This is a genomic window from uncultured Ruthenibacterium sp. (assembly GCF_963558415.1).
In the GTDB taxonomy this organism is placed as follows: domain Bacteria; phylum Bacillota; class Clostridia; order Oscillospirales; family Ruminococcaceae; genus Ruthenibacterium.
The window spans coordinates 13,898-34,775 of the sequence record NZ_CAUWGY010000017.1 but is presented as its reverse complement, the minus strand read 5'-3'; the positions used below and the strand labels follow the sequence as shown (position 1 = coordinate 34,775).

The following is a 20,878-nucleotide window of genomic DNA, read 5'->3' as shown; positions in this document are numbered from 1 at the left end:
GAAAGATGAAAAAAGTATTTGCTTTGGCGCTGGCTTTGGTGCTGGCGCTGAGCCTGGCCGCTTGCGGCGCAGGCGAAAAAGTCCAGATCGGCATTCCGGCCGACGCTACCAACGGAGCCCGCGCTCTGCTTTTGCTGCAAGACCAGGGCCTCATCACCCTGAAAGAGGGCGTGGGCCTCGAGGCGACCGAAAAGGACATTGCCGAAAACCCCTACAACATTGAGATCGTGCCCATGGAGGCAGCCAACCTGCCCGCCAGCCTGCCGGATCTGAACCTGGCGGTCATCAACGGCAACTACGCCTCGGGCGCGGGCATCGCAGATAAGGTGCTGCTCACCGAAGCCGCAAAGACCTACGGCAATGTGATTTGTGTCAAAGAGGGCAACGAGAACAATCCCGCGGTGCAGGCGCTGGTGGCGGTGCTCATGAGCCAGGACGTGCAGGACTGGATCAGCCAGAACTACAACGGCGTGGTCATGCCCATGGGTGCTCAGGAGCTGGACATCCCCGAGATCGCAGAGCCCGTGACCTTGAAGGTGGGCGCATCTCCCAGCCCCCACGCAGAGATTCTGGAGTACGCAAAACCCATTCTGGAACAGTACAATGTGAATTTGGAAATCGTGGAGTTTGACGATTATGTCATGCCCAACACCGGCGTAGAGGACGGCAGCCTGGACGCAAACTACTTCCAGCACCAGCCGTATCTGGACGATTTCAACGCCGAGCAGGGCACGCACCTGGTCAGCGTGGCCACCGTGCACTACGAGCCCATGGGCCTGTACCCGGGCAAGAGCGCCAGCGTGGACGAAGTAAAACAGGGTTAAACAAAGAAAGCGGACGGCAGTTTGCCGTCCGCTTTTTTACTCAGTTCAGCTCTTTGCCAAAGAAGGATACCGCGCCTTTTACCTTGTTCATCAGCCCGTCGAATTGGGCGGGGGTCAGGCTCTGGGCGCCGTCGCTCTTGGCGTGGGGCGGGTCTTTGTGCACTTCCACCATCAGCCCGTCCGCCCCGGCCGCAATGGCCGCCATGGCCAGCGGCTCCACCATCCAGGCAATGCCCGCCGCATGGCTTGGGTCCACCACCACCGGCAGATGGCTCTTGGCCTTCAGCATGGGGATGGCGCTGACGTCCAGCGTGTTGCGCATGCTGGTCTCAAAGGTGCGAATGCCCCGCTCGCACAGCACTACGTTCTCGTTGCCGCCGGCCATAATGTACTCGGCGCTCATAAGAAATTCTTCCAGCGTGCTGGACAATCCCCGCTTGAGCAGAATGGGCGTTTTCAGCTTGCCCAGTTCTTTCAAAAGTTCAAAGTTTTGCATGTTCCGGGCGCCCACCTGAATCATGTCCACGTCCTCGAACAGACCGATGTGCTCGGTGTTCATGATCTCGGTCACAATGGGCAGACCTGTGGCCTCCCGGGCCTTGCGCAGCAGCGTCAGCCCCTCGGCCCGCATGCCCTGGAAAGAGTAGGGAGAGGTGCGCGGCTTGAAGGCGCCGCCCCGCAAAAGGCCCGCGCCGCTGGCTTGTACGTCCCGGGCAACGCCCACGATTTGGTCGGCGCTCTCCACGCTGCACGGCCCCGCCATCACCGTGAAGTGTCCGCCGCCGATTTTGTGCCCCGCCACGTCCACCACCGTGTCCGCCGGATGAAATTTGCGGTTGGCTTTTTTGTAAGGCTCCGACACGCGCTTTACGTCCTCTACGATGTCGTTGGCGCGCACCAGATCAATGTCCACGCTGGACGTGTCGCCAATCAGGCCGATGAGATGAGTGTGTTCGCCCTCAGAGTTGTGGATCTTCAGCCCGTCCTGCTCAAAGCGGGCGCAAAGCGCTTTCACCTTTTCGGGGGATGCGTTCGGTTTGAAAATGACGATCATAACAAGATACCCTCTTTCCCATAAACAAATAAAAAGGGCCGGCAGCGTACCCCGCTGCCGGCCCTTAGAACTGCGTTCGATACAGTCTTAAAGCGCCACGACAAACAGGGCCATCCCCGGGTAATAGGAATAGCCATAAAAGCGATATGCAAACTGATTGTTCGTACCGCGCATCGAAAACCGCACCTTTCTTGATTTGGTTCGAGTATACGCGCCCAAGAGCGCGCTGTCAAGTGTTTTTTTAAAACGCCCCGGCCGCGTCCATCCCATGACCCGTATTTTTGCGTCCCAGTGCGGCACATGGCCGCCCCGGGTCCTGCACGCAAAAACCCCGGCCCTCGCAGAGCCACAAGCAAGGCGGGCGTTTTTCTTCGAAAAACCGGGCGGCCGGTCAGGACTGCCGCAGGCAGCCCTGTTTCTCGCCCCGGACCGGTGCACGGCCCCGCTCCAGGTCCCCGCTCGAAACCCCGGCCCTCGCAGAGCTTAAGTCGCTCTGCGTTTTTCTTGCGAAAAACCGGGCAAGCCGGTTCCGGGCCATCCCATGGCCCGTATTTTTGCGTCCCAGTGCGGCACATCGCCGCCCCGGGTCCCGCACGCAAAAACCCCGGCCCCACCGCTTTGCGTACAGTGGAATCGGGGTTCTTGCGCCGATTTTTGGAACACCTTTATTTTACCAGCCTTTTGCGAATTTTTTTTGTAGAAATTTTGTAAAAATTGTGAGGTCTTTTTTTGTGAAAGAACGACAATAAAAAATCGTACAAATAATAAATTTACCTGTTTATATGTCTGATATCTGAAAAAGGAAGCGCTTTCATTTTCAGCGAACCGTGAAAATAGAGGCCAAGAATCGCAAAGAATTGCACAAAAAATCTGCTGTACAAGCCGGAAAGCTGTGCTATAATACTGTTGTTAGGAAAAAACGCGCCGGGAAAAGGCGTGAAATCATCATACAAATGTAAGGAGAGGACTCGAATGAAACAGTTTATGGACGACAATTTCCTTCTGGAGACTGAAACCGCCCGCCGGCTGTACCACGAGCACGCGGCGAAAATGCCCATCATCGACTATCACTGCCACATCAATCCGCAGGAGATCGCTGAGGACAAACGCTACGACTCCATCACCGAAGTGTGGCTGGGCGGCGACCATTACAAATGGCGTGCCATGCGCTGCAACGGCGTGCAGGAAGCCGACATCACCGGCTCCAAGGACACCGATCCGTACCGCACCTTTGAGAAATGGGCGGAGACTCTGCCCCGCGCCATCGGCAACCCCCTGTATCACTGGACGTATCTGGAGCTGAAGAAATACTTCGGCATCACCGAGCCTTTGAACGGCAAATCCGCCAAGGCCATTTACGACAAGTGCAATGCCCGCCTGAAAGATGCGGACATGTCCGTGCGCGGCATCATCGATCAGTCCAACGTAAAGCTGATCTGCACCACCGACGATCCTGTGGACAGCCTGGAGTGGCACAAGAAGATCAAGGCCGACCCCACCTGCAAGGTGAAAGTTCTGCCTGCCTTCCGTCCGGACAAGGCGTTCAACATTCACAAACCTGAGTACGCTTCCTACATGGCGAAACTGGCTGAGGTCTCCGGTGTGGAGATCAAGAATTTTGCCGACGTGGTGAAAGCTCTGTACAACCGCATCGACTTCTTCAATGAGATGGGCTGCCGTGCATCCGACCACGCGCTGGATTATGCCGTGTACGCCGATGCCACCGAAGAAGAGCTGAATGCCATCGTGGCCAAAGGCTTGGCCGGCGGCGCCATCAGCGCAGAAGAGCTGAACAAATACAAGACTGCGTGCCTGTTGGCCGTGGCGAAAAAATACAAAGAGTACGGCTGGGTCATGCAGATTCACTTTGGCTGCATCCGCGACAACAACACCGCCTGGTACAAGAAACTGGGTCCCGACACGGGCTTTGACGCAGTTTCCAACACCCACGGCGCAGACGATTTGGGCAAACTGATGGATGCCATGGCAATGACCGGCGATCTGCCCAAGATGGTGCTGTACAGCCTGAACCAGTACGACAACGAGACCATCATGACCCTGGCGGGTGCTTTCCAGGTCGACGGCCAGTGCGCCAGCCAGATCCAGATGGGTTCTGCTTGGTGGTTCAATGATACAAAGACCGGTATGGAGAAACAACTGACCGACTTTGCGAACCTGGGCGTTCTGGGCAACTTCATCGGTATGCTGACCGACTCCCGCAGCTTTTTGAGCTATACTCGTCACGAGTATTTCCGCCGCATTCTGTGCAACTGGATCGGCAATCTGGTGGAGAACGGCGAGTATCATGCTGATATGGAAACTCTGGGCCAGCTCGTGGAGGACATCAGCTACAACAACACCGTGAAGTTCTTTGGTTTTGACGTTTGATGGAGGGAAAGAAAGTCATGAACAAACTGTCTTACAAAACCCTGGAAGAAATGGGGTATGACGGCTATCTTTTGAAGGATGCTCCCGAGAAAGTGCTGCAGTTCGGTGAAGGCAACTTCTTGCGTGCCTTCGTGGATTATTTCTTTGATATGGCCAATGAGAAATGTGGCTTCAACGGCAAAGTGGTGCTGTGCCAGCCCATTGCTCCGGGCCTTGCCGACATGATCAACGAGCAGGAAGGCCTGTATACGCTGTATCTGCGCGGCTTTGAGAACGGCCAGAAGGTGAATGCAAAGCGCATCATCTCCTCCGTGTCCCGCTGCTTGAATCCGTACAAGGACTTTGGCTCTCTGCTGGAGTGCGCAAAGAATCCGGATCTGCGCTATCTTGCCTCCAACACCACCGAGGCAGGCATTGCCTACGACCCGGCTTGCAAGTTTGACGACGAGCCCCCTGCATCCTTCCCCGGCAAGATGACCCGCTTTTTGTATGAGCGCTATAAAATCTTCGGCAAAGAGAAGGGCAAAGGCTTTGTGATTTTGTCCTGCGAGCTGATCGACAACAACGGTCAGGAGCTGCGCAAATGTGTGCATCAGTACATCGACCAGTGGGGTCTGGGCGAAGAGTTCGCCAAATGGGTGGACGAAGAGAACCTGTTCTGCTCCACGCTGGTGGACCGTATCGTTACCGGTTATCCCCGCGCTGAGGCTGCCAAGCTGAACGAGGAGAACGGCTACGAGGACAATCTGCTGGATACTGGCGAGGTGTTCGGCTTCTGGGTCATCGAGGGACCGGAATGGCTGGAAGAGGAGCTGCCCTTCAAGAAGGCGGGCCTGCCGGTCATCGTGGTTCGCGACCACACTCCGTACAAGAAACGCAAAGTGCGCATTCTGAACGGCGCACACACCAGCATGGTGCTGGGTGCTTACCTGGCTGGCCAGGACATCGTGCGCAACTGCATGCAGGACGAGGTCATCAAGGGCTTCATGAACAAAGCTCTGTACGATGAGATCATCCCGACCCTGACCCTGCCCAAGCAGGAGCTGATGGACTTTGCCGCCGCAGTGGCAGACCGTTTCAACAACCCGTTCATCGACCATGCGCTGCTGTCCATCGCGCTGAATTCCACTTCCAAGTGGAAAGCCCGCGTAATGCCCAGCTTCAAGGCTTATTTGGAGAATGAGGGCAAGCTGCCTGCATGCCTGACCATGAGCCTGGCTGCTTACATCGCGTTCTATTCCTGCAACGTGCAGGAGCTGACCGATGAGGCTCTGATGTGCAAACGTCCCGCCGGCGACGTGTACGCCGTGAAGGACGACCGCGCAGTGCTGGAGTTCTACTATGCGCACAAGGACGACGACGCCAAGACCTTGGCGACGGCTGTTCTGTCCAACGAGAGCTTCTGGGGCGAAGATCTGACCAAAGTGGCTGGCCTGACCGAGGCTGTGGCCGCCGATTTGGAGACCATCCGCACCAAAGGTGCCTACGAGGCCATGAAGAGCGTTCAATAATCTGTCACGGGGCCGCCGCACGCGCTGCGGCGGTCCTTACTTTTGAGAGAAAAGGAGCATTTCCATGACGAAACTCATCCAGATTTCTCCCGCCGACAACGTGGCGGTGGCTCTGCATCCGGTGGCAAAAGGCGAGGAGTTCGCCGGTGTCGTCGCCGCAGAGGACATTCCCCAGGGCCATAAAATGGCGCTGCGCCCCATTGCCGCAGGCGAGAATGTGGTCAAATATGGCTTTGCCATCGGCCACGCCACCCAGGACATCGCCCCGGGCTGCTGGGTGCATGTGCACAATACGAAAACCAACCTGTCCGAAGAGGGCGAGTATACGTATGAGCCCGCGGTGAAACCCGTGGAGCCCGAAACGCCCGAGACCTTTATGGGCTTTGTGCGGGACGACGGCCGCGCCGCCATCCGCAACGAGATCTGGGTCATCCCCACGGTGGGCTGTGTCAACGGCGTGGCGCAGAAGCTGTGCCGTGACAACCAGCACTTGGTGAAAGGCACCGTCGAGGGCCTGTACACCTTCCCCCATCCCTTCGGATGCAGCCAGATGGGCGACGACCACGCCCAGACCCGTAAGCTGTTGGCCGCATTGACCCGCCACCCCAATGCCGGCGGCGTGTTGGTGCTGAGCCTTGGCTGCGAGAACCTGACCCATGAGCAGTTCTTGGAAGAATTGGGCGATTACGATGAGAACCGCGTCAAATTCCTGACCTGCCAGGACGTGGAGGACGAGTTCGAGGCCGGCGCGAAACTGCTGGCAGAGCTGGCCGAGTACGCAGGCAAGTTTGAGCGCAAACCCATCCCCGTGTCCGAATTGGTGGTGGGCATGAAGTGCGGCGGTTCGGACGGCTTGTCCGGCATCACCGCCAACCCCACCGTGGGCGCGTTCAGCGACCTTTTGATTGCCCGCGGCGGCTCCACCGTGCTCACCGAGGTGCCCGAGATGTTCGGCGCCGAGGGCATTTTGATGAACCGCTGCGTCAACAAAGAGGTGTTCGACAAGGCCGTGAAGATGATCACGGACTTCAAGCACTATTTCACCAGCCACAATCAGGTGGTGTACGAGAACCCGTCTCCGGGCAACAAAAAGGGCGGCATCACCACTTTGGAGGACAAGAGCTGCGGCTGCGTGCAGAAGGGCGGCACCGCTCCCATCGCCGACGTCATTGGTTACGGCGACCCTGTGGTGACCAAGGGCCTGAACATGCTGTCCGGCCCGGGCAACGATTTGGTCAGCGCCACGGCCCTGACCGCTGCCGGCGCCCATCTGATTTTGTTCACCACCGGCCGGGGCACGCCGTTCGGCGCGCCGGCTCCCACGGTGAAGATCGCCACCAACACCCAACTGTTTGAGAAGAAGAGCGGCTGGATGGACTTCAACGCCGGCCCCGTGGCCGACGGCGAGCCCATTGCCGAGGCAGGCAAGCGCCTTTTGGAGAAGGTCATTGCCGTTGCCAGCGGCGAAAAGACCAAAACCGAGCAGCAGGGCTACCGTGAGATCTCCATCTTCAAGGACGGCGTGGTGCTGTAAGCGTTCCGCATTTCGGAAATTTTGCCGCGCCGCTGGAAAAATGCTTTCCGGCGGCGCGTTTGTCTGTTATACTGAAAAGAAAGAGGCCGGCTCATCCGGCTGCAAAATACAGGAGGAACCTGTCAATGGAAAAAAAGGCCTTCGATTTGATTACTTTCGGCGAGATCATGCTTCGCCTTTCGCCGCCGCGCCATGCCCGCATCGTGGACGGCGACGTGTTTGAAAAACGCGCCGGCGGCGCAGAGCTGAACGTGGCGTCCGGCGTGGCGCTGCTGGGCTTGCGCACAGGCATCATCTCCCGGCTTCCTCAAAACGAGCTGGGTACCTTTATCAAAAACCGCATTCGTTTCGTGGGCGTGTCCGACGACTTTTTGAGCTACGACGACAGCCCGTCCGCCCGTTTGGGCATCTATTATTACGAGATGGGTGCGGCGCCCCGCAAGCCGACCATCGTGTATGACCGGTACAACGCATCGGTGTGCGGACTCACCTTGGCCGACATTCCCGAAGAGGCGTTCACCTCCGCCCGCATGTTCCACACCAGCGGCATCAGCCTGGCTCTGGGCACCCGGGACGTGGCCATCGAGACGCTGAAAAAGTTCAAAGAGCACGGCACCAAGATCTCTTTTGACGTGAACTACCGCGCCAATCTGTGGGGCGAGGACGAGGCGAGAGAGACCATTCAGAAGATTTTGCCTTTGGTGGATGTGCTGTTCATCTCCGAGGAGACCAGCCGCCGCATGTTCCACAAAACCGGCGATTTGCACTCCATCATGAAGAGCTACGCCGACGAATATGGGGTTTCCATCGTGGCCACCACTCAGCGCACGGTCATCAGCCCGCGCAAGCACGACTTCACCTCGGTGATTTACTCTGCCAAAGAGGACCAGTTCTATACCGAAGCCCCCTACACCAACATCGACGTCATCGACCGCATCGGTTCCGGCGACGCCTACGTTGCAGGTGTGTTGTTCGGCCTTTTGAAATACGACGATCCCCACAAGGCCATGCAGTTCGGCAACGCCACTTCCAGTGTAAAGAACACGGTGCCCGGCGATTTGCCTTCTTCGGACTTCAAGGAGATCGACCGCATCATCCGCGAGCACAATGCCACGGGTCCTGTCAGTGAAATGAACCGGTAATCCGGATGTTTGAAACGCGCCGCCGTATGAAAGTACGGCGGCGTTTGTACGATGGGAGGAATCCAAGTTGGCCACTGTTTTTTTGGCCCTGATTTATGCATCCTTTGTCAGTCTGGGCCTGCCGGACGCCGTGCTGGGCGCAGCCTGGCCTGTCATGGGCAAGGAATTGGCGGTCCCCGACGGGTACGCCGGCCTTTTGTCCATGACCGTGGCCGGAGGCACCGTGGTGTCCAGCTTGCTGGCAGACCGGCTTTTGAGCCGGTTCGGCACCGGACGCGTCACCGCCGCCAGCGTGGCGCTGACCGCGGCCGCCCTTTTGGGCTATTGCTTTGCGCCTGGCTTTTTCTGGCTGGTGGTGCTGGCCGTGCCTTTGGGCCTGGGCGCCGGCGCCGTGGACGCAGGGCTCAATAACTTTGTGGCGCTGCATTACGGTGCCCGGCACATGAACTGGCTCCATTGCTTTTGGGGCCTGGGCGCTATGCTGGGTCCACTGGTGCTCACGGGCGTGGTGGAAAAACCCGGCGGCTGGCGCATAGGCTACGGCATCGTGTCCGGTTTGCAGTGGGTGCTGGTGGCGGTGCTGGCCGCAACGCTGCCTTTGTGGAACCGGTTTGAACACCGGCCCGCCCCGTCCGAACAGGCTCCCCGGCCCGTTGTGGGCACCGTCGTACATCTGCCGGGTGCGGCGCAGCAGATTTTGGCCTACTTTTTCTATTGTTCCATCGAGGCCACCGCGGGGCTCTGGGCCGCCAGTTGGCTGGGTGTCGATGTATTATTTGGGCATCACCGCCGGCCGCTTTCTCAGCGGCTGCGTCACCCGGCGCTTTTCCACCCTGACGCTGATTCGTCTGGGCGAAGGGGTGTGTATGGCAGGCATGCTGGTGCTGGCCTTTGGTCCGGCGTTTTTGTGCCCCGTGGGTCTGGGCCTGGTGGGTCTGGGCTTTGCCCCGGTGTATCCGGGTCTCATGCATGAAACACCTCGCCGCTTCGGCCCGGTGTATTCTCAGTCCATGATCGGATTGCAGATGGCCGGCGCGTATCTGGGTTCCACGTTGATGCCGCCGGTGTTCGGCGCCTTGGCCGCCCGTGTGGGCGTAGCGTTTTTGCCTTGGTTTTTGCTGGCCGGCGCGCTGCTTTTGACCATCTGCGGCGAGCAGGCGGTCCGCCGCAGCCGCGTCAACGTGCTGGACGAGGAAGGCGATTGATATGTGGCTTTTCTTTGCGCTGGGCTCGGCGTTTTTCGCCGGCCTTACGGCAGTGCTGTCCAAGTGCGGCGTGCGCCGCACCGACTCGGACGTGGCCACGGCCGTGCGCACGGGCGTGGTGCTTTTGTGCGCTTGGGTCATGGTGGCCGTCACCGGCGTGCCTTTGGGCCCTGTGCCCGCCCGCACCGCGTGGTTTCTTTTGCTTTCAGGCCTTTCCACAGGCGCGTCCTGGTTGTGCTATTTCCGGGCGCTGGCCGCCGGCGACGTCAGCCGGGTGGCCCCTGTGGACAAATGCAGCACCGGCCTGACCGTGGTGCTGGCTTTTCTTGTGCTGGCAGAGCCGGTCAGCGTTTGGAAATTGGCGGGCCTTGTGCTGTTGCTGGCCGGCGCCGTGCTATTGGCGCTGCGGGACGGGGAAAAGCGCGCTTCAAAGGGCGCCTGGCTGCCCTGGGCGGTGCTGTCCGCGGTGTTCGCCAGCCTCACTTCCATTTTCGGCAAAATCGGCGTCACGGACATCGATTCAAACCTGGCCACAGCCCTGCGCACGGGCGTGGTGCTGGTCTTTGCCTGGGCGCTGGTGCTGGGCAAAGGCAAGGGCGCGCTGGCAAAGCACATTCCCGCAAAAGAAGCAGGGTTTCTCTTGCTTTCGGGCCTTTCCACAGGCGCGTCCTGGCTGTGTTATTACCGGGCGCTGCAAACCGGCCCGGCCAGCGCCGTGGCCCCTGTGGACCAGTTGAGCATTCTGGTGACCATGGCCTTTTCCGTGTGGGTGCTCAAGGAAAAACTCACCCGCCGGGCCGCCGTGGGCCTTGTGTGCCTTTGCGCCGGCGTTTTGTGTATGCTGATTGAAAATTGAGTCTTGAAAAATAAGTCCAAACGCAGTATAGTAGGAAAAGACAAACGGATCATCTTTCAAAAGGGAGCTCGCAAACGGGCTGAGAGGAAGCTGTGCGCTTCGACCTGTGACCTGATTTGGGTAATGCCAACGTAGGGAAATATTCCACGCTGATTCATCGCGGAGCACATTCCTTGCGGAAAGGTGCTCCGCGATTTTTTGATTGGAGGAATTTTCAATGTTCGGAACTTGCCTTGAAAACGTGCGCACCCGCTCACCGCTGGTGCACAACATCACCAATTACGTCACGGTCAACGACGTGGCCAACATCCTGCTGGCCAGCGGCGCCAGCCCCATCATGTCCGACGACATCGGCGAGGTGGAGGAGATCACCACCATTTGCTCCGGTCTGAACATCAACATCGGCACTTTGAACGCCCGCACCATCCCCGGCATGTTCGCCGCAGGCCGCAAGGCCGCCGAGCTGGGCCACCCGGTCCTGCTGGACCCGGTGGGTGCCGGCGCCAGCAGCCTGCGCACCAACACCGCCCGGGAATTGGCCGCTCAGATTCCCTTCACGGTCATCCGCGGCAACATCTCCGAAATCAAAGCCCTGTCCGCAGGCGCCGGCACCACCAAGGGCGTGGACGCAGACGTAGCCGACGCAGTCACCGAGGAAAATTTGGACGCAGGCGTGGCTTTTGCCAAAGCGGCGGCCGCCCAGTTCGATGCCATCGTGGCCATCACCGGCGCCATCGACCTGGTGGCCGATGAGAACACCTGCTACGTGATTCGCAACGGCCGGCCCGAGATGGGCCGCATCACCGGCACCGGATGCCAGTTGTCCGGCCTTCTCACCGCGTATTTGGCGGCCAACCCCGGCAATGAACTGGAGGCTGCCGCAGCCGCCGTGTCCAGCATGGGTCTGGCGGGCGAGTTGGCCTTTGCCCGCATGGCCGAGGGCGACGGCAACTCCACTTACCGCAACCGCATCATCGACGCCATCGACCACATGGACGCCGAGACCCTGAACAAAGGAGCCAAGTATGAAGTGCGATAAAAAAGACCTGCTTTTGTACGGCGTCACCGACCGAGCCTGGCTGCGTGGCCGGGACTTGGCGGACGTAGTGGAACAGTCCATTCAGGGCGGCGTCACCATGGTGCAACTGCGGGAAAAAGACATGGACCCCGAGGCATTTTTCGAAGAGGCAAAGCGCATCCAAGCGGTGTGCCGTCGCCACGGCGTGCCCTTTTTGATTGACGACGACGTGGACCTGGCCGCCCGGGTGGGCGCAGACGGTGTGCACGTGGGCCAGCACGACATGGAGGCCGGGCTGGTGCGCTCCAAGGTGGGCGAGGGCATGCTGCTGGGCGTGTCCGCCCAGACCGTGGAGCAGGCGCTTCGTGCCCAGGCCGCCGGCGCGGATTATTTGGGCGTGGGGGCCGTGTTCCCCACGGGCACCAAGACCGACGCAGACTCCGTCAGCTACGACACGCTGAAAGCCATCTGCGAAGCCGTGGACATCCCGGTGGTGGCCATCGGGGGCATCGGCCCGGACAATGTGGACAAGCTGGCAGGCAGCGGCATCTGCGGCGTGGCCGTGGTCTCGGCGCTGTACGCTCAGGACGACCCCTGCGCTGCGGCCCAAACGCTGGCCGCGCGCACCAAGGCCATGGTGGAAGCATGAACCTGGCCGGCGCGATTTTTGATTTGGACGGCACGCTGGTGGATTCCATGGACCTGTGGGACCGGGTGCCGGGCATGCTGGTGCAAAGCTTTGGCAAAGAGCCTGCACCGGACCTTGCCGCCCGGCTGGCAGCCATGGACCTGCCCGAAGCCGCTCAATATTTGATTGAAACATACCGCTTGCCCTGCACGGTGCAAGACGTGCTTTCCCGAGTGGACCAGATGGTGGACGAGGAGTACCGCTGCCATGTGGCGCTGAAACCCGGGGCCGGCCGGCTTCTGGAGGCCCTTTCTAAAAAGGGCGTGCCCATGTGCATCGCCACCGCCAGCGAGGAGCACCAGGCCCGGCAGGCCATGGAGCGGCTGGGTCAGCGGGAGCACTTTTCCTTTGTGCTTTCCTCGTCCCAGTACGGGCCCAAGACCCGGCCGGACATCTATCTGGCCGCTGCCCGGCGGCTGGGCGCCCAGCCCGACCGCGTGCTGGTGGTGGAGGACGCGCTGCACGCGGCCCGCACCGCCAAACAGGCAGGCTTTCTGGTGGCCGGCGTGTACGAGCCATCCCAAGCGGCCGACGCACCCGCCCTGCGGCAGGTGTGCGACTGGTATCTTCCGCGCTTAGACGACGAGGCGTTTTTGGCGCGGCTTTGACAAGTGAATACGCGGCAGACCGGGGGCACCACTCTCTGTCGCGCTACAAAAATAGTGCTGAATACGAAGGGAGTAAAAAACATGAGAACAGCATTATCGATCGCCGGAAGCGATTCCAGCGGAGGCGCCGGGATTCAGGCAGACATCAAGACCATGCTGGCAAATGGCGCATTCGCCATGACCGCCATCACGGCCCTGACGGCCCAGAACACCACCGGCGTCCGAGACATTCAGGAAGCGACCCCCGCCTTTTTGGCCGGGCAGATCGACGCGGTGTTCGAGGACATCCGTCCGGACGCAGTCAAGATCGGCATGGTCTCTTCGACACCGCTCATCGACGTCATCGTCGAGCGGCTGACTTTTTATAAAGCGAACAACATTGTGGTGGACCCGGTCATGGTGGCCACCAGCGGTTCCGAGCTCATGCGCAGCGATGCGGTGGACGCTCTGCAAAACCGCCTGATTCCTCTGGCCACGGTCATCACCCCCAACATTCCCGAGGCACAGGTTCTGTCCGGTTTGACCATTCACACCGAGCAGGACATGGTGGACGCGGCCAAGGCCATCGGTGACGCGTGCGGCTGCGCCGTGCTTTTGAAGGGCGGCCACAGCGTCAGCGACGCCAACGACCTTTTGTACGACCAGGGCGCAGTTCAGTGGTTCCGGGGCCGGCGCATTCCCAATCCCAATACCCACGGCACCGGCTGCACGCTGTCCAGCGCCATCGCGGCCAACCTGGCCAAGGGCTTTTCTCTGGCCGAGTCCGTGGAGCGGGCCAAAGCCTACATCTCCGGGGCGCTGGGCGCCATGCTGAATCTGGGCAAGGGCAGCGGACCCATGGATCACGGGTTCGATTTGCACAGCGCTTTTGCCGAGGAGGCCCGAACATGAGCGAGAAACGTACTTCTGTGTTTGAAAACGGCCTCATTTGGTTTGGCGCGGCCGTGTCCATCGCCGAGATTCTCACCGGCACCTATTTTGCGCCTCTGGGCTTTGCAAAGGGTTTGGCGGCCATCCTCACGGGCCACGTCATCGGCTGCTTATTGCTGTTTTTGGCCGGGTACATTGGCGGCAAGGCGCGCAAAAGCGCCATGGAGACCGTGAAAATGAGCTTCGGCCATACGGGCGGACTTTTGTTCTGCCTTTTGAATGTGCTTCAGCTTGTGGGCTGGACCGGCATCATGATTTACGACGGCGCTTTGGCCGCCGCCGGCATCTTTGACCCGGGAAACTGGGTCTGGTGTGTTTTCATCGGCGCGCTGATCGTTTTGTGGATTTTGGTCGGTGTGCGCGATTTGGGCAAGCTGAATACGCTGGTCATGGCCGTGTTGTTTGTGGCCACGCTGGTGCTGAGCTTTCTCATTTTCGGCTCCGCCGGCACGCTGCCCGCCGGAGATGACAGCCTTTCCTTTGGCGCGGCTGTGGAATTGTCCGTGGCGATGCCCTTGTCGTGGCTTCCGCTCATCAGTGACTACACCCGCACAGCCGAAAAGCCGGGCAAAGCATCTGCCGTCAGCGCGGCGGTGTACGGCGTGGTCAGTTGTTGGATGTATCTCATCGGCATGGGCGCGGCTCTGTTCACGGGCGAGTCCGACGTGGGCCAAATCATGAGCAAAGCGGGCCTGGGCGTGGCCGGGCTGGTGATCGTGGTGCTCTCCACCGTGACCACCACGTTTTTGGACGCCTACTCCGCAGGCGTGTCCACCGAGTCCCTGTCGCCCAAAATCAAGGGCAAGTGGATGGCCGTGGCCGCGGCGGTGCTGGGCACCGTGGGAGCCATCGTGTTCCCCATGGACAACATTACCGATTTTCTGTATTTGATCGGGTCGGTGTTCGCCCCCATGATCGGCGTGCAGATCGCGGATTTTTACATTCTGCACCGGGACCGGGACGACCGGGCCGTGGATGTGCGGGGCCTTGTTTTGTGGGCCATCGGCTTTGCAGCGTACCGGGGTTTGATGCTGGTGGATTTGCCTTTGGGCAGCACCATCCCGGACATTGTGCTCACGGTGGCACTGTGCGTGGTCGTGGATAAGTTGACGCAAAAAACGAAGGTATGAGAAAAAAGCGTGCAGAGGAAGATTTCTCTGCACGCTTTTTTTGATGGGTTGCAAAAGGATTTTTGCTTGCGAAACCATGTGCGATGGGTTATTATTTTAAACGGGGTGAACAATGGGTTCTCGCCATGGAAAACAGGCAGCCGAAAAGCATGGGTGCCGGCGGCATAACGGCCAAAAGGCATCCATGGGCACAGAACGGATCACCTCGAGATCATTGAGCGTTATTGAGGTGTCAACATGGCAGGATATTCCACAAAATTGGGAACGTGTATGCAGGGGGACAGTTTGGATGTGCTGCGCACTTTGCCGGATCACAGCATTGATTTGATCGTAACTTCTCCGCCCTTCAGTTTGCAAAGGCATAAAAGCTATGGAGAGGTGGAGCAAAACCAGTACGTAGATTGGCTTTTGCAATTCGGGGCTGCTGCATACGATAAATTGAAAGATACAGGCTCTTTCGTGGTAGACATTGGGGGAGCTTATCAAAAGGGGCAGCCCATACGGTCGCTGTATCCGTTTCGTTTTATGCTGCGCATGTGTGACGAATTGGGATATTGCTTGGCGCAGGATTTTTACTGGCACAATCCGTCGGCGCTGCCAACGCCCATCGAGTGGGTCAACAAGCGCAAACTGCGGTGTAAAACTTCGGTGAATACGGTGTGGTGGTTCAGTAAAACAAACCAGCCCAAATCGGACATTCGGAACGTGCTGGTCCCCTATTCGGCCCGCATGCAGGATTGGATCGACAGGCCGCAGGACTTTGTGAAAAAAGAGGGCACTTTGCGCCCGTCCGGACATAAAATGAGCATCAAATCCTGGGCCAAGGACAACGGCGGCGCCATTCCGCCGAATTTGTTGCAAATCAGCAACAGCGACAGCAACAGTCCGTATCTGCGCTATTGCAAGCAGCTTGGCATCAAAGGGCATCCGGCCCGGTTCCCGGTAAAGCTTCCGGAATTTTTCATCAAGATGCTGACGGATGAAAACGACTTGGTGATGGATTTGTTCAGCGGTTCCAATACCACCGGACAGGCGGCCGAGAATTTGGGCCGCAGGTGGCTGAGCGTGGACATCAACTTGGAATATGTGGCCAGCAGTGTGTTTCGTTTTATGGACGATGTGGAGCAGGCAGAAAAGAATTTTCACGCGATCATGGCGCAAAAAGAGCTGTATTTATAAACAAACGGGAGTGCCCGCAGGGCGCTCCCGTTTTCTTATAACACTTTTAATACTTCGGCAGGGTCCAAAGGGGTGGCGACCGGATATACTTTGACGCCCACCGCCTTCACATATGACAAAGAGATTTTTGGATTGTTCATGTGAGGATTTTCTGTTTTTTTCTCTATTTTTTTTAAAATCTTTCGTTCCCACTCAGAGAAATACTTTTCCAAATCGCGGGGATTGACCACGTACACTTCCTGCAACTGGATCCCCTTGTAAGAGCTGAACATCCAGCGTTCCTGCCGGAAAAGGGCGATGCGGCTCAAGTTGGTGTGATGATTGGTGGAAAAGGAATGGGTAAGGTTGATGTTGAGCGTTTTCAGCTCCCAGTCGTGGCCGTATCGGTCAATGGCGTCGCTGCCCTCGCGGCCGGGCTGATTGGTCAAATCAAACAGCACCAAAGTCTGCAAAAGTTTCAAATTGTTGTCTTGTGCAATGTCCTGAATGTGATGCTTTGCTGCCAGTTCTTCCAGTTCATCCAGCTTTGCCCACATCCGGCTGAAATCCTTGATTTGCTCTTGATGCGCACAGTCAAAAAATGCCATACTGAGTCCTCCAATGACGACATAAAACAACAAGAATCTGCGAGAAATTATATCATATTTGCCTGTGGCTGGCAAATAAAACCGGCATGGAAAAAGCCATGCCGGTCAGTGAATGCTGTCTTCTATAAGAGCAACGGTGTCCCGCAGCTTTTGCACAAGGCCATCCCCGTCGCCCAGGTCCGCTTCGGGCACAGGCACGCGCAGAATGTAGTCCTGCCGGGCGGGGTTTTGCGCCATCGCAAAGGGCAGGCCGCGCAGTTGTTCGTGCCAGCGGCACTGCTGCGCGCGGTTATAACCCGAAAGCCATACTTCCAGCGAAAAGGTGCGGTGAACAAAGACCACCGTCAGCTTCAACCCCTGGCTTTTCAGCGCCGGGCAGGTGCATTGGAAATAGGAATAATCCATGGCGTTTTCCGTGATGCCGGCCTGAAACGTGTGATCCGGCAGTTCTTTTTCCATCTGGACACGCAAAAACCGAAACAGCCGCACAAATTCGCCGTACCCGTCGGCAAGACGGGTGGTGCATAAAAGCTGGTGGTATTGTTCCAAAAGGTCCCGGTCAAAGGTCATGAATGTTCCTCCTCAGGGCGTCAGTTGTTCCAAATCGTAGGGAGTGGTCTGGTATACATAGTAGTTCAGCCAGTTGGAGAACAAAAGGTTTGCATGGCTGCGCCAGCGGAAGATGACGTCCTTGGCCGGATCGTCGTCGTAAAAATAGTGTTTGGGCACGTCGATGGGCAGTCCCTTGGCCAAATCCCGCAGGTACTCGGTCTTAAGGGTGTCCTTGTCGTATTCCATGTGGCCCAGAATGAAAATCTGGCGGCCGGAGTCCGTGGCCAGCAAATGCAGCCCCGCCTCGTCGCTCTCGGCCAGCACGCGCAAAGCCTCCACCTTGTCCACGTCGGCCCGGCGCACTTCCGTGTGGCGGGAATGCGGTGCGTAGAATACCTCGTCAAAGCCACGCACCAGCGGATTTTTCGGCCGGGTAACTTTGTGGGGAAACACGCCGAACACCTTTTTTTTCACCGGATACTTGGGCACTCCGTAGTGGTAGTACAGCGCCGCCTGAGCGCCCCAGCAGATGTGCATGGTGCTGTACACGTGGGTGCGGCTGTAATCCATCACAGCGCACAGTTCGGGCCAGTAGTCCACTTCTTCGTAGGCCATCTGTTCCACGGGCGCACCGGTGATGATCATGCCGTCGAACCGCTCGTTTCGAATCTCGTCAAAAGTCTTGTAAAAAGCCTCCAGATGGGCCCCGGACACATGGGTGCTCTCGTGGGAGCCCATGCGCAGAAGGGTCAAATGCACCTGCAAAGGGCTGTTGGCCAGCACGCGGGCAATTTGCGTCTCGGTGGCGATTTTGGTGGGCATCAGATTGACTAAAAGAATGCGCAGCGGCCGGATGTCCTGGCTGATGGCCCGGGCCTTGTGCATTACAAATACGTTTTCGTCCTCCAGCGCCTCAAAGGCGGGCAGTTCTTTAGGAATGATGAGCGGCATGAAGGTTCTCCTTTCAAAAGTACACTGTTTATTGTACGAGAACCGCGGTGTTGCGTCAAGCGTATTGACCGAACGTGGTATACTGAAAGAAAAAAAGGAGCGTTTGTCATGAATGTATTGATGCTGAATGGAAGTCCTCACCGGGACGGCAACACCGCTCTTGCCTTAAAAGAGATGGAAAAGGTGTTTGTGGCTCAGGGCGTACACACCGAAATTTTGCACATTGGCGGGCAGGCCATCCGCAGTTGCATCGCCTGTGGAAAATGCCGCGAGAGCGGGCGGTGCGTGTTTGACGACGCGGTCAATGCCGCAGCTTCCAAGTTTGAGGCCTGTGACGGTCTGGTGGTGGCAAGCCCCGTGTACTATGCGGCTGCCAATCCCACGCTGACGGCTTTTCTCACAAGACTGTTTTACAGCACCCGGTTCGATAAGACCATGAAAGTGGGCGCGGCGGTGGTGTGCGCCCGCCGGGGCGGGCTGTCGGCCGCTTTTGACGAATTGAACAAATTCTTCACCATCAGCGGCATGCCCGTGGCCTCCAGCCAGTATTGGAACAGCATCCACGGCCGGGTGCCGGGAGAGGCGGCTCAGGACGCCGAAGGTTTGCAGACCATGCGCACGCTTGCGCGGAACATGACCTTTTTGATGAAGAGCATCGCCCTGGGCAAAGAAGCCTTTGGGCTGCCGGAAAAAGAGCCGGTCCAAAGCACTCATTTTATTCGTTGAAAGGAGATGCAAAACGTGGTCCAAAAGGCAGGAGAAAAGGATTTGCCGGTGCTCGCCGAGTTGGCCGTTTTGTTGTGGAACGAGCACTCGGTGGCCGAATTGACCCAGGAGTTTTCGCAAATTATGGCCAGCGCCGACGCGCAGTTTTTTATCAAGTACGACGAGGGCCGGGCCGTTGGCTTTGCTCAGTGCCAGTTGCGACACGATTACGTAGAGGGAACTACGACCACACCCGTGGGCTACTTGGAAGGGATTTTCGTCAAAGCCGACTGCCGCAGAAAGGGCTATGCCAAAGAGCTTTTGCATGCCTGCGAAGCGTGGGCAAAGGAGCGCGGATGCCGCGAGTTTGCCAGCGATTGCGAGTTGGAAAATGAGGAGAGCCGGCGTTTCCACAGGGCAATGCAGTTTGTGGAAGCAAACCGGATCGTGTGCTTTGCAAAACCTTTGTGACAAGCAGCCGGTTTACAATCGAGAAAATCGGGCTTTCCATGCGCCTGCCAGGTATCGGGCGCTCAGCCAGACGCAGCGCAGTACGTTGTCCGCGATCATGCAGGCCCACACCGCCTGCAATCCCAGTCCCAGCCACCGCACGCATACAAACGTCATGCACACCCGCACCAGCCACATGCATACCATAGAGCACACAAACGGGCCTTTGGTGTCGCCGATGCCCTGAAAAATGCCCTCGCAGATGATGTACCCCGCGAACAAAGGCTCCGACACGGCCACCATGCGCAAAAGTCCCGCGCCCGTGCGCACCACTTCGGCGTCGGGGGTGAACAGGGACATAATGCGGTCCGGGAACAAAAACAGACCCAGAGCCATCAGGCTCATCACGCCCACAGCCAGTGTGAGCGAAGCGCGGGCCACGCCGGCCAGTTCCCGTGGGTCGCGGCGACCCAGCGCGTTGCCCGACAAAGTGGACGTGGCCGCCTGCATGCCGTATCCGGGCACATAAAAGGCCTCTTCGGCGGTCAGGGCAATGGAGTGGGCGGCCGTGGCAAGTGTTCCAAGGCCCGCCACCAGCGAGGTAAATACCACCTGACCCAGGCAGTTGACCACGCGGTTCAGCGTCACGGGCAGGCCGATGCGCACGATTTGTTCCAGCACCGGTTTGTCCACCCGCAGCTCTTTTGGCCGCAGGCGAACAAGGGGGTGGCGCGCCATGGCCAAAAACATGGCCATGCCGCCCAAACACAGGGACACAGCCGTGGCAACGGCAGCACCCACAATGCCCCAGCCGGCGCCGGGAATGTGCACCGAAAGGCCCAGTATCGAAAAGGTTTGCCCGTTGGAAATCAAAAGTTGATTGAGCAAAATGTTGCACAGGTTCATGGCGCCGTTCACGACCATGGGCGTTTTTGTATCGCCCACCGCTCGCAGCACCGCGGCAAAAATCACCGAGAAGGAGCGGAACAGCATAGGCGCGCAGATGATGGCAAAGTACAGCGAGGCGTCCCGGTGCAAAGCCCGGTCCGCGCCCATCCAGCCCGGCAAAAAGGGGCTGATGCCCAGCGTCAGCGCTCCCAGCAAAATGCCCAGAACCAGTGCGATCCACACCGCCTGGCCGGCCGCCGCCCGGGCTTTGTCCAAATCGTTTTCTCCGATGGACTTTGCAATCAGCGCCAGCACTCCCACGCCCATGGCAAATAAGGGACTGGTCACCAGCCACGTCACCGTGATGGTCAGTCCCACCGCAGCCGAAGCCTGCGCTCCGATTTGGCCCACCATGGCCGTGTCCGCATACTGCACCACGGTTTGCAGTGCCTGTTCGATCACGGTAGGCCCTGCCAGCAGGAACAAGGTACGCAGCATAGACGATTTTCGGTTCACGTGCACTGCCTCCTCTCAAAGTGCCCGTCCGGCGGGTATTTTGCGTTTCCAGCCACATTCTAGCATGGGCCAAAATCCCTGTCAAACAGAGCATTGTTTACGCATTGTCTTTTTCTTTTCCACATTTTTTTGACAATTCAATGGCATACTAAAAGAAAACAC

General features: G+C 58.4%; 21 protein-coding genes and 1 riboswitch. Of the genes, 16 read left to right on the top strand and 5 right to left on the bottom strand.

Annotated features, from left to right (window positions below; all coding sequences use genetic code 11):
* Positions 1 to 5: 5 nt before the first annotated feature.
* The gene (locus AB5H98_RS04795) at positions 6 to 824 is read left to right on the top strand and encodes a MetQ/NlpA family ABC transporter substrate-binding protein (RefSeq protein ID WP_367924785.1); all 819 of its coding nucleotides are present in this window, start codon (positions 6 to 8) and stop codon (positions 822 to 824) included.
* A 40-nt stretch (positions 825 to 864) separates the two neighbouring features.
* On the opposite strand, the gene aroF is transcribed toward AB5H98_RS04795, so the two are convergent.
* Positions 865 to 1,878: a 3-deoxy-7-phosphoheptulonate synthase gene (gene aroF / locus AB5H98_RS04790; protein ID WP_367924784.1), complete on the bottom strand. Its 1,014-nt coding sequence runs from the start codon at positions 1,876 to 1,878 to the stop codon at positions 865 to 867.
* A gap of 972 nt (positions 1,879 to 2,850) precedes the next feature.
* Here aroF and uxaC point away from each other — a divergent pair.
* The 13 genes from uxaC to AB5H98_RS04725 all read left to right on the top strand — a co-directional run bounded on the left by uxaC (position 2,851) and on the right by AB5H98_RS04725 (position 16,067).
* Positions 2,851 to 4,266, top strand: a complete 1,416-nt coding sequence (uxaC, locus tag AB5H98_RS04785) for a glucuronate isomerase (RefSeq protein WP_367924783.1) — start codon at positions 2,851 to 2,853, stop codon at positions 4,264 to 4,266.
* Between the two features lie 17 nt (positions 4,267 to 4,283).
* On the top strand, positions 4,284 to 5,777 hold the full coding sequence (locus AB5H98_RS04780) for a tagaturonate reductase (protein WP_367924782.1): 1,494 nt from the start codon (positions 4,284 to 4,286) through the stop codon (positions 5,775 to 5,777).
* Positions 5,778 to 5,841: 64 nt separating this feature from the next.
* On the top strand, positions 5,842 to 7,311 hold the full coding sequence (locus AB5H98_RS04775; RefSeq protein ID WP_367924781.1) for a UxaA family hydrolase: 1,470 nt from the start codon (positions 5,842 to 5,844) through the stop codon (positions 7,309 to 7,311).
* 125 nt (positions 7,312 to 7,436) lie between these two features.
* Entirely contained in the window at positions 7,437 to 8,453 is a 1,017-nt protein-coding gene (locus AB5H98_RS04770; RefSeq protein ID WP_367924793.1) for a sugar kinase, read from the top strand.
* Positions 8,454 to 8,520: 67 nt separating this feature from the next.
* Positions 8,521 to 9,426 carry a sugar MFS transporter gene (locus AB5H98_RS04765; RefSeq protein WP_367924780.1) on the top strand — a complete coding sequence of 302 codons (906 nt, stop codon included), beginning with the start codon at positions 8,521 to 8,523 and terminating at the stop codon, positions 9,424 to 9,426.
* Entirely contained in the window at positions 9,419 to 9,658 is a 240-nt protein-coding gene (locus AB5H98_RS04760; RefSeq protein ID WP_367924779.1) for a hypothetical protein, read from the top strand. Before AB5H98_RS04765 ends, AB5H98_RS04760 begins: the two co-directional genes overlap by 8 nt.
* Before the next feature lies 1 nt (position 9,659).
* Positions 9,660 to 10,514 carry an EamA family transporter gene (locus tag AB5H98_RS04755; protein ID WP_367924778.1) on the top strand — a complete coding sequence of 285 codons (855 nt, stop codon included), beginning with the start codon at positions 9,660 to 9,662 and terminating at the stop codon, positions 10,512 to 10,514.
* A 50-nt stretch (positions 10,515 to 10,564) separates the two neighbouring features.
* Positions 10,565 to 10,669, top strand: a riboswitch (TPP riboswitch).
* A 62-nt stretch (positions 10,670 to 10,731) separates the two neighbouring features.
* On the top strand, positions 10,732 to 11,553 hold the full coding sequence (gene thiM / locus AB5H98_RS04750) for a hydroxyethylthiazole kinase (protein ID WP_367924777.1): 822 nt from the start codon (positions 10,732 to 10,734) through the stop codon (positions 11,551 to 11,553).
* Entirely contained in the window at positions 11,540 to 12,181 is a 642-nt protein-coding gene (gene thiE, locus AB5H98_RS04745; protein WP_367924776.1) for a thiamine phosphate synthase, read from the top strand. Before thiM ends, thiE begins: the two co-directional genes overlap by 14 nt.
* Positions 12,178 to 12,828, top strand: a complete 651-nt coding sequence (locus AB5H98_RS04740) for an HAD family hydrolase (protein WP_367924775.1) — start codon at positions 12,178 to 12,180, stop codon at positions 12,826 to 12,828. Before thiE ends, AB5H98_RS04740 begins: the two co-directional genes overlap by 4 nt.
* A gap of 81 nt (positions 12,829 to 12,909) precedes the next feature.
* Complete coding sequence (thiD, locus tag AB5H98_RS04735; RefSeq protein WP_367924774.1) at positions 12,910 to 13,719, top strand: bifunctional hydroxymethylpyrimidine kinase/phosphomethylpyrimidine kinase; 810 nt, start codon at positions 12,910 to 12,912, stop codon at positions 13,717 to 13,719.
* A complete protein-coding gene (gene cytX, locus AB5H98_RS04730) occupies positions 13,716 to 14,888 on the top strand; it encodes a putative hydroxymethylpyrimidine transporter CytX (RefSeq protein ID WP_367924773.1) in 1,173 nt (390 codons plus the stop codon). Before thiD ends, cytX begins: the two co-directional genes overlap by 4 nt.
* Positions 14,889 to 15,125: 237 nt before the next feature.
* Positions 15,126 to 16,067, top strand: coding sequence for a site-specific DNA-methyltransferase (locus AB5H98_RS04725; protein ID WP_367924772.1), 942 nt, complete (start codon positions 15,126 to 15,128; stop codon positions 16,065 to 16,067).
* 35 nt (positions 16,068 to 16,102) lie between these two features.
* Here the strand turns inward: AB5H98_RS04725 and AB5H98_RS04720 are convergent, their stop codons facing one another.
* From AB5H98_RS04720 to metA, 3 genes are all read right to left on the bottom strand, one after another.
* Positions 16,103 to 16,654, bottom strand: a complete 552-nt coding sequence (locus tag AB5H98_RS04720) for a hypothetical protein (protein ID WP_367924771.1) — start codon at positions 16,652 to 16,654, stop codon at positions 16,103 to 16,105.
* A gap of 105 nt (positions 16,655 to 16,759) precedes the next feature.
* Entirely contained in the window at positions 16,760 to 17,224 is a 465-nt protein-coding gene (locus tag AB5H98_RS04715; protein ID WP_367924770.1) for a hypothetical protein, read from the bottom strand.
* A 12-nt stretch (positions 17,225 to 17,236) separates the two neighbouring features.
* Positions 17,237 to 18,157: a homoserine O-succinyltransferase gene (metA, locus tag AB5H98_RS04710; RefSeq protein WP_367924769.1), complete on the bottom strand. Its 921-nt coding sequence runs from the start codon at positions 18,155 to 18,157 to the stop codon at positions 17,237 to 17,239.
* Positions 18,158 to 18,265: 108 nt separating this feature from the next.
* Here metA and AB5H98_RS04705 point away from each other — a divergent pair, with 108 nt between their 5' ends.
* Positions 18,266 to 18,883, top strand: coding sequence for a flavodoxin family protein (locus AB5H98_RS04705; protein ID WP_367924768.1), 618 nt, complete (start codon positions 18,266 to 18,268; stop codon positions 18,881 to 18,883).
* Positions 18,884 to 18,889: 6 nt separating this feature from the next.
* Entirely contained in the window at positions 18,890 to 19,333 is a 444-nt protein-coding gene (aac(6'), locus tag AB5H98_RS04700; RefSeq protein ID WP_367924767.1) for an aminoglycoside 6'-N-acetyltransferase, read from the top strand.
* Between the two features lie 12 nt (positions 19,334 to 19,345).
* Here the strand turns inward: aac(6') and AB5H98_RS04695 are convergent, their stop codons facing one another.
* Positions 19,346 to 20,716, bottom strand: a complete 1,371-nt coding sequence (locus AB5H98_RS04695) for an MATE family efflux transporter (protein ID WP_367924766.1) — start codon at positions 20,714 to 20,716, stop codon at positions 19,346 to 19,348.
* Between the last annotated feature and the right edge of the window lie 162 nt (positions 20,717 to 20,878).

What these genes read in the sequence shown, in the direction of transcription:
- AB5H98_RS04795 (WP_367924785.1), top strand. Translation starts at nt 6, where the DNA reads ATGAAAAAAGTATTTGCTTTGGCGCTGGCTTTGGTGCTGGCGCTGAGC.
- aroF (WP_367924784.1), bottom strand. Translation starts at nt 1,878, where the DNA reads ATGATCGTCATTTTCAAACCGAACGCATCCCCCGAAAAGGTGAAAGCG.
- uxaC (WP_367924783.1), top strand. Translation starts at nt 2,851, where the DNA reads ATGAAACAGTTTATGGACGACAATTTCCTTCTGGAGACTGAAACCGCC.
- AB5H98_RS04780 (WP_367924782.1), top strand. Translation starts at nt 4,284, where the DNA reads ATGAACAAACTGTCTTACAAAACCCTGGAAGAAATGGGGTATGACGGC.
- AB5H98_RS04775 (WP_367924781.1), top strand. Translation starts at nt 5,842, where the DNA reads ATGACGAAACTCATCCAGATTTCTCCCGCCGACAACGTGGCGGTGGCT.
- AB5H98_RS04770 (WP_367924793.1), top strand. Translation starts at nt 7,437, where the DNA reads ATGGAAAAAAAGGCCTTCGATTTGATTACTTTCGGCGAGATCATGCTT.
- AB5H98_RS04760 (WP_367924779.1), top strand. Translation starts at nt 9,419, where the DNA reads ATGCATGAAACACCTCGCCGCTTCGGCCCGGTGTATTCTCAGTCCATG.
- AB5H98_RS04755 (WP_367924778.1), top strand. Translation starts at nt 9,660, where the DNA reads ATGTGGCTTTTCTTTGCGCTGGGCTCGGCGTTTTTCGCCGGCCTTACG.
- thiM (WP_367924777.1), top strand. Translation starts at nt 10,732, where the DNA reads ATGTTCGGAACTTGCCTTGAAAACGTGCGCACCCGCTCACCGCTGGTG.
- thiE (WP_367924776.1), top strand. Translation starts at nt 11,540, where the DNA reads ATGAAGTGCGATAAAAAAGACCTGCTTTTGTACGGCGTCACCGACCGA.
- AB5H98_RS04740 (WP_367924775.1), top strand. Translation starts at nt 12,178, where the DNA reads ATGAACCTGGCCGGCGCGATTTTTGATTTGGACGGCACGCTGGTGGAT.
- thiD (WP_367924774.1), top strand. Translation starts at nt 12,910, where the DNA reads ATGAGAACAGCATTATCGATCGCCGGAAGCGATTCCAGCGGAGGCGCC.
- cytX (WP_367924773.1), top strand. Translation starts at nt 13,716, where the DNA reads ATGAGCGAGAAACGTACTTCTGTGTTTGAAAACGGCCTCATTTGGTTT.
- AB5H98_RS04725 (WP_367924772.1), top strand. Translation starts at nt 15,126, where the DNA reads ATGGCAGGATATTCCACAAAATTGGGAACGTGTATGCAGGGGGACAGT.
- AB5H98_RS04720 (WP_367924771.1), bottom strand. Translation starts at nt 16,654, where the DNA reads ATGGCATTTTTTGACTGTGCGCATCAAGAGCAAATCAAGGATTTCAGC.
- AB5H98_RS04715 (WP_367924770.1), bottom strand. Translation starts at nt 17,224, where the DNA reads ATGACCTTTGACCGGGACCTTTTGGAACAATACCACCAGCTTTTATGC.
- metA (WP_367924769.1), bottom strand. Translation starts at nt 18,157, where the DNA reads ATGCCGCTCATCATTCCTAAAGAACTGCCCGCCTTTGAGGCGCTGGAG.
- AB5H98_RS04705 (WP_367924768.1), top strand. Translation starts at nt 18,266, where the DNA reads ATGAATGTATTGATGCTGAATGGAAGTCCTCACCGGGACGGCAACACC.